Raw genomic sequence first — 7747 nt, 5'->3', positions numbered from 1 at the left:
AGCCGGCGCGGCGGCGAGCCGGCGCGGCGAGACGGGGCGCCACAGGTGCGGTGACGAGGGCGCCGGGACCGGGAGGCGGCGACGAGGGGCGGGGCGCACGGCGACCGGCCGGGGCGACGCACACCGGGGCCCGTTCCCCAACCCAGGAGGAACGGGCCCCGACTCAGACCTGTCGGCCGGACGACCGCCGGCTCAGGCGGTCATCCGGACCATGTCGGCCTGCGGGCCCTTCTGGCCCTGCGAAATCTCGAACTCGACCCGCTGACCCTCCTCAAGGGTGCGGTAACCGTCCATCTGGATCGCGCTGTAGTGGACGAAGACGTCCGCACCACCGTCGACCGCGATGAAGCCGTACCCCTTCTCCGCGTTGAACCACTTGACGGTGCCCTGAGCCATTACGTACTCCCCTTTTGCCGGCCTTTCACGACCCCGCTTTTCGCGGACCGGGCCAGGCTCCGAGTACGCACCCAGACAGTAGGGGGGCGTGCACCGAACGCACCGACCGCCGCTGAATGTATCTGCCCGGACGCCCTGTGCAACAGGTCATACGAGCGAGAAATCTTGACGCATCAGAACGGTCAAACTACTCAAAGTGACCATAAATGAGAATGTATCCACCGGGACATGACTCACCAAGTGGACAAATCACCCGGGTAAAAGTTGGGCAGTGTCCGGAGGGCTTCACGAACGCGCACGCCGGCCGGGTGAGGCGGAAGCGAGTGTTCCGGCCACTCTAGCGTGGTCCGGACACCGTGAGACGCACCGGCCCTCCCGTCTGGTTCCTGACGGGAGGGCCGGTGCGTTCCGGTTTCGAGAGGCGGGGCGTGCGCGCCCGGCTCACGCGCGGGGCGCGGGGCTCGGGCCGCGACCGGGGGCGACAGCCCCGATCAGACGCCTCTCCCCGGGCGGTCACGGGCTCAGAGCGTGTCTGCGGCCCCACGCCGGACCCGGTATGAGAGCGCCCCTCCGCCGTGCAGCTGACCGCATCCGACGCCGCGGGCTGATCCGACTCGGGGTCTCAGGCACGCTCTCAGCCGCCGGCGACGGCCGGAATGATCGAGACCCCGGCGCCGTCCGGGGTCTCCGTGGCCAGGCCCTCGGAGAAGCGGACGTCGTCGTCGTTGACGTAGACGTTGACGAAGCGCCGCAGCTTCCCCGCGTCGTCGAGGACGCGGGCGCCGATCCCGGCGTGGTTGCGCTCCAGGTCGGCCAGGACGTCACCGAGGGTCGCGCCCTCGGCGGGGACCTCGGAGCGACCGGCGGTGTAGGTACGCAGAATGGTCGGGATGCGGACGGTGACGCTCATGGTGTGGCTCCTTCTGCGGTGCGGGACGAGTGGTGGCACGCGCCGGCGGCCGGGAGGAATCGGACGCGCCGAACGCGCGAGGAGTCCGTGCGGGAGGGCGTGGGATCGCGTCGGGGCTCCCGGCGGCCCGAAGCGGTGAGTGCCCGGACGGACCGGTTCGGTCCGCCCGTCGGTGGCGGGGTGCCCGTCGTTGGTGGGCGGTGCCGGCCCCGGGGCGACTGCCGACCGCCGCCCGAGCGGCGGTCGGCAGTCGGCGTCGGTGGTCGGCGCGGTTCAGCCCAGCCCGGCGTCGCGGAACGCGTCCAGGTCCGGTCGGATGACCGCTGTGGGGCCGGTGGTCGGCGAGACGGCGTCCAGCGTCTTCAGCCCCTCGCCGGTGTTGAGGACCACCGTCGTGAGCGAGGGGTCCAGCACGCCGTCGGCGAGCAGCTTGCGCGTCACGCCGACGGTGACACCGCCGGCGGTCTCCGCGAAGATGCCCTCGGTGCGGGCGAGCAGCTTGATGGCGTCGACGATCTGCTCGTCGGTGACGTCCTCCACGGCGCCGCCGGTGCGGCGCGCGATGTCCAGGACGTAGGGCCCGTCGGCCGGGTTGCCGATCGCCAGCGACTTGGCGATGGTCGCCGGGCGCACCGGCCGGATCACGTCCTGGCCGTTCTTGAACGCCTGCGAGACCGGTGAGCAGCCCTCGGCCTGCGCGCCGAAGATCTTGTAGGGCTTGTCCTCGACCAGCCCCAGGGTGATGAGCTCCCGCAGCGCCTTGTCGATCTTGGTGAGCTGGGAGCCGGAGGCGATGGGGACCACCAGCTGGTCCGGCAGGCGCCAGCCCAGCTGCTCGCAGATCTCGTACGCCAGGGTCTTGGAGCCCTCGGCGTAGTAGGGCCGCAGGTTGACGTTGACGAAGCCCCAACCCTCGCCCGCCGGGTCGCCGATGAGCTCGCTGCAGAAGCGGTTGACGTCGTCGTAACTGCCCTCGATGCCGACCAGCTCTCCGCCGTACACGGCGGCGGCGGTGACCTTGGCGTGCTCCAGGTCGTGCGGGATGAAGACGCAGGACCGCAGCCCCGCGCGGGCCGCGGCGGCACCGACCGCACCGGCGAGGTTGCCGGTGGAAGAGCACGACAGGGTGGTGAAGCCGAAGGCGCGCGCCGCCTCGACGGCACAGGCGACCACGCGGTCCTTGAAGGAGTGGGTGGGGTTGCCGGAGTCGTCCTTGACGTGGAGTTCGCCGGTGACGCCCAGTTCGGCGGCGAGCCGGTCCGCCCTCACCAGCGGTGTGCCGCCGGGGTTGAGGTTCGGCTTCTCGGCGACGTCCGCGGGCACGGGGAGCAGCGGCGCGTAGCGCCAGACGGAGTTCGGGCCGGCCTCGATGCGGCGGCGGAGCGCCTCGGGGTCACCGGTGGGGAGGTCGTAGGCGATCTCCAGCGGGCCGAAACACTCGTTGCAGGCGAAGATCGGGGTCAACGGGTACCGCTGGCCGCACTCCCGACAGGACAGGGCTGCGGCGGGGCCGAGGTCGACGGTTCCGGAGCGGTGCTCGGTGAGCAGAGACATGGGTGCGAGGCCCTCTCCTCATCTTCCCCGCGGCGGCTCTCGCCGCAGGACGGAATTGGCACCTTCCCCGACCGGGGACCTCGCTTCGGACGCGAGACCGGCGGGAGGGTTGCCGGGGCTTCAACGGGCCGTTCCCTCTGCCCCTCTGGATGAGCTGTATGTGGTTGTGACTGTCGCCAGCCGTGCCGCGGACCCCGATATGCGGAGGTCACAAGCACTGTTCGAGACTGTAACGGACGGCTAGGACAATGAGGCGGGTTGTCCAGCCTCCGAGACACCCGTCCGGGGGACGCACGCCGAGCGCGAGGAGCGAGATCGTGCTGGAAGAGGCCGAGAGCTGGCTGCACCGGCGGTCCTGGTCGGCCGACGACCGCCCGCTGCCCCGGCTGCTCGCCGCCAAGCGGCGTGCGGGCGCGGCCGGGACCGTCAGCGTGGTGCTGCCCGCGCTGAACGAGGAGGCCACGGTCGGGACGATCGTCGAGGCGATCCGCACCGAGCTGGTGGAACGCGTGCCGCTCGTCGACGAACTGCTGGTCATGGATTCCGGCTCGACCGACCGGACCGCCGCGGTGGCCGCCGCCGCCGGCGCGAAGGTGGTCCACCGGGACGAGGTGCTGCCCCGGCTGCCGGCGCTGCCCGGCAAGGGTGAGGTGCTGTGGCGGTCGCTGTTCGCCGCCACCGGCGAGATCGTCTGCTTCGTCGACGCCGACCTGCGGGAGTTCGACACCCGGTTCGTCTCCGGGATCGTCGGGCCGCTGCTGACCGACCCCGGCGTGCAGCTGGTGAAGGCGATGTACGACCGACCGCTGGGGGGCGGGCCGGACGGCGCCGGCCAGGGCGGGCGGGTCACCGAGCTGGTCGCCCGGCCGCTGCTGAACCTGCACTGGCCGCTCCTCGCCGGGGTGGTCCAGCCGTTGGGCGGCGAGTACGCGGCGCGGCGCTCGCTGCTGGAACGGCTGCCCTTCCCCGTCGGGTACGGGGTGGAACTGGGGACGCTGGTCGACACTCTGCACCTGGCGGGACTCGACGCCATCGCACAGGTGGACGTCGGCGTCCGCCGCCACCGCCACCAGGACGGCCGGGCGCTGGGGCGGATGGCAGCCGCGATCTACCGCACGGCGCAGGCCCGGCTGCCCGGCGGCGGCCCGCCGCTGTGGGCGGGGCTCACCCAGTTCGACCGGGCGCCGGCGGGCGGCTTCACCCCGGTCCACCACCGGGTGGACACCGCGGAACGCCCGCCGGCGGTCGAGGTCCCCGAGTACGTCGCGACCCGCCGCGCCGCCTGACACCCCCCGGCGGGCAGGGCGAGGCGGGGCCGCCGGCGGCGCGCACCGGCTCTCCGGCGGCCCCCGTGCAGGTGGGGCCCGGGGCCCGATGGGCGCGCGGTACGCGGACACACGTTTGATACCCCGTGTCGCGGGCAAAGCTCCGCGCATGGCGACCCATCGGCAGACGACCGACGTTCCCGGTACCTCCGACCGGCGGTCCGGGGCCGCCCCCGGCAGCAGGACCGCCGGGCAGGTACTGGTCGCGTCCAACCGCGGCCCGGTGAGCTACTCGCTCGCCGAGGACGGCACCCTGACCGCGCGGCGCGGCGGCGGCGGGCTGGTCTCGGGACTCAGCGCCCTGGACGAGGACTCCGGCACGTGGGTCTGCGCCGCGCTCTCCGACGCCGACCGGGAGGCCGCGCGCCTCGCGGGCGGCGGCACCCTGGACCGGTCCGACACCGGGGGGCGCGCCGTGCGGATGCTGGACATCCCGCAGGCGACGTTCGACGCCGCGTACAACGGCGTCGCGAACTCCGTGCTGTGGTTCGTGCACCACATGCTGTACCAGAGCCCCGTCGAACCCGTGTTCGATCGCGCGTTCGAAGACCGCTGGGAGGAGTTCCAGCGATACAACGCCGCGTTCGCGGAGGCGCTGGCCGAGGAGGCCGCGGCGGGCGCGACCGTCCTGGTGCAGGACTACCACCTCTCGCTGGTCCCCCGGCTGCTGCGCACGCTTCGGCCGGATCTGCGGGTCGGGCACTTCTCCCACACGCCGTGGGCCCCGGTGGACGCCTTCCGGCTGCTGCCGGACCCGATCGCCCGGCAGGTGCTGCTGGGCATCCTCGGCGCGGACCGGGCCGCCTTCCTCACCTGGCGGTGGGCGGAGGCGTTCGCCGAGTGCTGCCGGGTGCTGCTGGGCGCCGAGGTCACCGACCACGGACACGAGCTGCGCATCGGCCACGACGGCTCCACCACCCGGATCGGCGTGCACGGCCTCGGCGCGGACGGCGCCTTCCTCCGGGAGCGCGCCTCCCGGCCCGACGTCGACGAGCGGCTGGCCGCGCTGCGTGAGCAGGTCGGTGACCGCCGGACGATCGTGCGGGTCGACCGCACCGAGCTGAGCAAGAACATCGTGCGCGGCCTGCTGGCCTACGAGCGGCTGCTGGAGGACCACCCCGAGTGGCTCGACCGGGTGGTGCACGTGGCGTTCGCCTACCCCTCGCGGCAGGACCTGGCGGTGTACCGGGCGTACACCGAGGAGGTGGGCCGAGTGGCCGCGGCGATCAACGAGCGGTTCGGCACCGACGACTGGCAGCCCGTGGTGCTGCACGTCAAGGACGACTTCGCCCGCTCGCTGGCCGCCTACCGCATGGCCGACGTGGCGCTGGTGAACCCGATCCGGGACGGGATGAACCTCGTCGCCAAGGAGATCCCGGTCCTCGCCGAACGCGGCTGCGCCCTGGTGCTCTCCCGGGAGGCCGGCGCCTTCGCGGAGCTCGGCGACGACGCGCTGGAGGTCAATCCGTACGACATCGCCGGTACCGCCGCCGCGCTGCACGCGGCGCTGCTGATGCCGGCGGGCGAGCGGGCCGAACGCTCCCGGCGGCTGGCAGCGGCGGCGACCGCCCTGCCCCCGCAGTCGTGGTTCCTGGCGCAGCTCGCCGCGCTGCGGGCCTGAGCGGAGCGCACGGCGCGCGAGAGCTCCGCGAGGCGCGCCCGAACGACGGCGGGGCGCGCGCCCCGACGTTCGTAACCGATCCGCACCAGTCCGCCCCCACACAGCCGCCCCGATCGGCCTTTCCTGCATGATGGGCCGGGAGATCAGGCGCCCCCGGGGAGAGGCGGGCGCGACGGATGGGGTGATGGCATGTCCAGCTGGCAGCACCAGTCCAGCGGCCACGGCGGGATGCGCGCCTCGCACGCGGACCGGGAGCGGACCACCGACGTCCTGCGGTCCGGGTTCGCCGAGGGCCGGTTGGACAAGGCGGAGTTCGACCGCCGCGTGGACCTCAGCGCGCGAGCCGTCACCCAGGGCGACCTCCAGCAGTTGATCCTCGACCTGCCCAACGGACCGCTCATGGGCCCGCCGGCCGTGCCGCAGTCGCAGGTGCCCGCGACGTTCTACCCGGCGCCGCCCGCTCCCAACTACCACGTCCCCGGTGTCTATCCCGGCCCCGCGCACCCCGGCTGGATGGTCCCGCCGCCGACCGCGCAGACCAACCGGCTGGCGATCGGCGCGCTGCTGTGCGGGCTCGGCGGGATGTTCTACGGCCTCACCTCGATCCCCGCCGTCATCCTCGGGCACAAGGCGCGGGCGGAGATCCGCCAGAACCGCGAGCAGGGCGACGGCCTCGCGGTGACCGGCCTCGTCTTCGGCTACCTGGGCCTCGCGTTCTGGGCGCTGCTGATCCTGGTCATCGGGTCCTTCTCCCTCTGAGCTGAGAGCGCGTGTGAGACCCCGCGTCGGATCGGCTCGCAGCGTCGGATGCGGTCTGCTGCAGGGCGGAGGGGCGCCCTCATACCGGGGCATCTTCGGGCGTTCCTGCCAACGCGGCAGAGGGCCGTAGCCGGCGTCGCGGGCCCGGTACGGGGTCTCACACACGCTCTGACACCACCCCGCCTCCCGCGCGGGTTCCCGGGGCGGGCCCCGGGAACCCCTGGGGTTCAGGCGGCCCGTCGGGTGACCGCCTCCGCGAACTCGGCGAGCCGGCCGACGACCGACGCCGGCTGCTCCCAGTGGACGGCGTGCCCGGCCCCTTCCAGCACGTCCAGCCGCGCCCCGGGGACGGTGTCGGTGATGCGGGCCTGGTCGTCCGGGGTCACTCGCGGGTCGCGGTCGCCCCGCAGCGCGAGCGTGGGCACGAGGATGCCGCCGAGCGTCGTCGCGACCTCCGAGTCCAGCAACCCGCCCATGGTCTCCCGCCACACGTGCGGCGGCGTGGCGCGGGCGTCCTCGGCCATCGCGGTGGAGAACCACTCCGGGTCGGGGCCGCCCCCGGCGTCGTCGGGCAGCAGCTCGGCCGGGTCCGGCCCGTCGTGCTCCCCGAGCCGGTCCGTGACGCGGCGCGCCTCGGCCGCCCACTCCTTGCCCTCCAGGGTCGCGGGGGTGCCGAGCAGCACCAGCCCCGCGACGCGGTGCGGGTGACCGCCGGCGACTATGCGGGCGGCGACGCCGCCGCTGCCGCCGCCGACCAGGACCGCCTGTTCGAGGCCCAGGGCATCGAGGAACTCGACCAGGTCGGCGGCGTAGTCGTCGGGACGGTAGCCGTCGGTCGGCTTGGAGGCGTCGCCGTGGCCGCGTTGGGTCGGGGCGAAGCCGTGCAGGGTCGTCGGCAGCATGTCGAGGACGGGCTGGAAGGACCGCCAGGACTCCCCCGGGCCGTGGACGAACACCACGGGGATGCCGCCGGGGTAGCCGGACTCGGCGTAGGGAAGCCGGACACCGCTGTCCAGCGTGACGCTCTTCAACGCGATGGTGCTCATGGGGTACCCCTGCCCCGGCTCCGGCGGACGATGTCGCGCCGCGGGCGGCGGGGCCGACCGCCCGGACGGTTCACCGCCGCGGCGCGGTGCGGCTGCCGCCGCCCGGACCGGACCGTGTGCGGGCACCGGTCCGGGC

Annotated in this window: 7 protein-coding genes and 1 riboswitch; of the genes, 3 read left to right on the top strand and 4 right to left on the bottom strand. The window is 73.6% G+C overall.

What is annotated here, in order from left to right; translation table 11 throughout:
* Positions 1 to 192: 192 nt before the first annotated feature.
* The 3 genes from HCJ92_RS20280 to thrC all read right to left on the bottom strand — a co-directional run bounded on the left by HCJ92_RS20280 (position 193) and on the right by thrC (position 2860).
* Positions 193 to 396, bottom strand: coding sequence for a cold-shock protein (locus HCJ92_RS20280; RefSeq protein ID WP_167935053.1), 204 nt, complete (start codon positions 394 to 396; stop codon positions 193 to 195).
* 634 nt (positions 397 to 1030) lie between these two features.
* Positions 1031 to 1306 carry a MoaD/ThiS family protein gene (locus HCJ92_RS20275; RefSeq protein WP_167935052.1) on the bottom strand — a complete coding sequence of 92 codons (276 nt, stop codon included), beginning with the start codon at positions 1304 to 1306 and terminating at the stop codon, positions 1031 to 1033.
* Positions 1307 to 1579: 273 nt separating this feature from the next.
* Positions 1580 to 2860, bottom strand: a complete 1281-nt coding sequence (thrC, locus tag HCJ92_RS20270; protein WP_167935051.1) for a threonine synthase — start codon at positions 2858 to 2860, stop codon at positions 1580 to 1582.
* A 15-nt stretch (positions 2861 to 2875) separates the two neighbouring features.
* A riboswitch (SAM riboswitch) is annotated at positions 2876 to 3016 on the bottom strand.
* Between the two features lie 161 nt (positions 3017 to 3177).
* On the opposite strand from thrC, the gene HCJ92_RS20265 reads away from it, so the two are divergent.
* From HCJ92_RS20265 to HCJ92_RS20255, 3 genes are all read left to right on the top strand, one after another.
* Positions 3178 to 4146 (top strand): glucosyl-3-phosphoglycerate synthase, encoded by a 969-nt coding sequence (locus HCJ92_RS20265; protein ID WP_167935050.1) that lies wholly within the window; start codon positions 3178 to 3180, stop codon positions 4144 to 4146.
* 148 nt (positions 4147 to 4294) lie between these two features.
* Entirely contained in the window at positions 4295 to 5806 is a 1512-nt protein-coding gene (locus HCJ92_RS20260) for an alpha,alpha-trehalose-phosphate synthase (UDP-forming) (protein WP_167935049.1), read from the top strand.
* A gap of 189 nt (positions 5807 to 5995) precedes the next feature.
* Positions 5996 to 6565 carry a DUF1707 and DUF4190 domain-containing protein gene (locus tag HCJ92_RS20255; RefSeq protein WP_245241035.1) on the top strand — a complete coding sequence of 190 codons (570 nt, stop codon included), beginning with the start codon at positions 5996 to 5998 and terminating at the stop codon, positions 6563 to 6565.
* A 227-nt stretch (positions 6566 to 6792) separates the two neighbouring features.
* Here HCJ92_RS20255 and HCJ92_RS20250 read toward each other — a convergent pair whose 3' ends face one another.
* Complete coding sequence (locus HCJ92_RS20250; RefSeq protein WP_167935048.1) at positions 6793 to 7611, bottom strand: alpha/beta fold hydrolase; 819 nt, start codon at positions 7609 to 7611, stop codon at positions 6793 to 6795.
* Positions 7612 to 7747: the final 136 nt, after the last annotated feature.

Source organism: Streptomyces spiramenti (assembly GCF_012034385.1).
GTDB classification, from domain to species: domain Bacteria; phylum Actinomycetota; class Actinomycetes; order Streptomycetales; family Streptomycetaceae; genus Streptomyces; species Streptomyces spiramenti.
Note: the sequence above shows the minus strand (reverse complement) of the source record. Positions and strands in the feature narration are given on the sequence as shown.

Bases quoted from the DNA above. Each gene is read 5' to 3' on its own strand.
- HCJ92_RS20280 (WP_167935053.1), bottom strand. From the start codon at position 396: ATGGCTCAGGGCACCGTCAAGTGGTTCAACGCGGAGAAGGGGTACGGC.
- HCJ92_RS20275 (WP_167935052.1), bottom strand. From the start codon at position 1,306: ATGAGCGTCACCGTCCGCATCCCGACCATTCTGCGTACCTACACCGCC.
- thrC (WP_167935051.1), bottom strand. From the start codon at position 2,860: ATGTCTCTGCTCACCGAGCACCGCTCCGGAACCGTCGACCTCGGCCCC.
- HCJ92_RS20260 (WP_167935049.1), top strand. From the start codon at position 4,295: ATGGCGACCCATCGGCAGACGACCGACGTTCCCGGTACCTCCGACCGG.
- HCJ92_RS20255 (WP_245241035.1), top strand. From the start codon at position 5,996: ATGTCCAGCTGGCAGCACCAGTCCAGCGGCCACGGCGGGATGCGCGCC.
- HCJ92_RS20250 (WP_167935048.1), bottom strand. From the start codon at position 7,611: ATGAGCACCATCGCGTTGAAGAGCGTCACGCTGGACAGCGGTGTCCGG.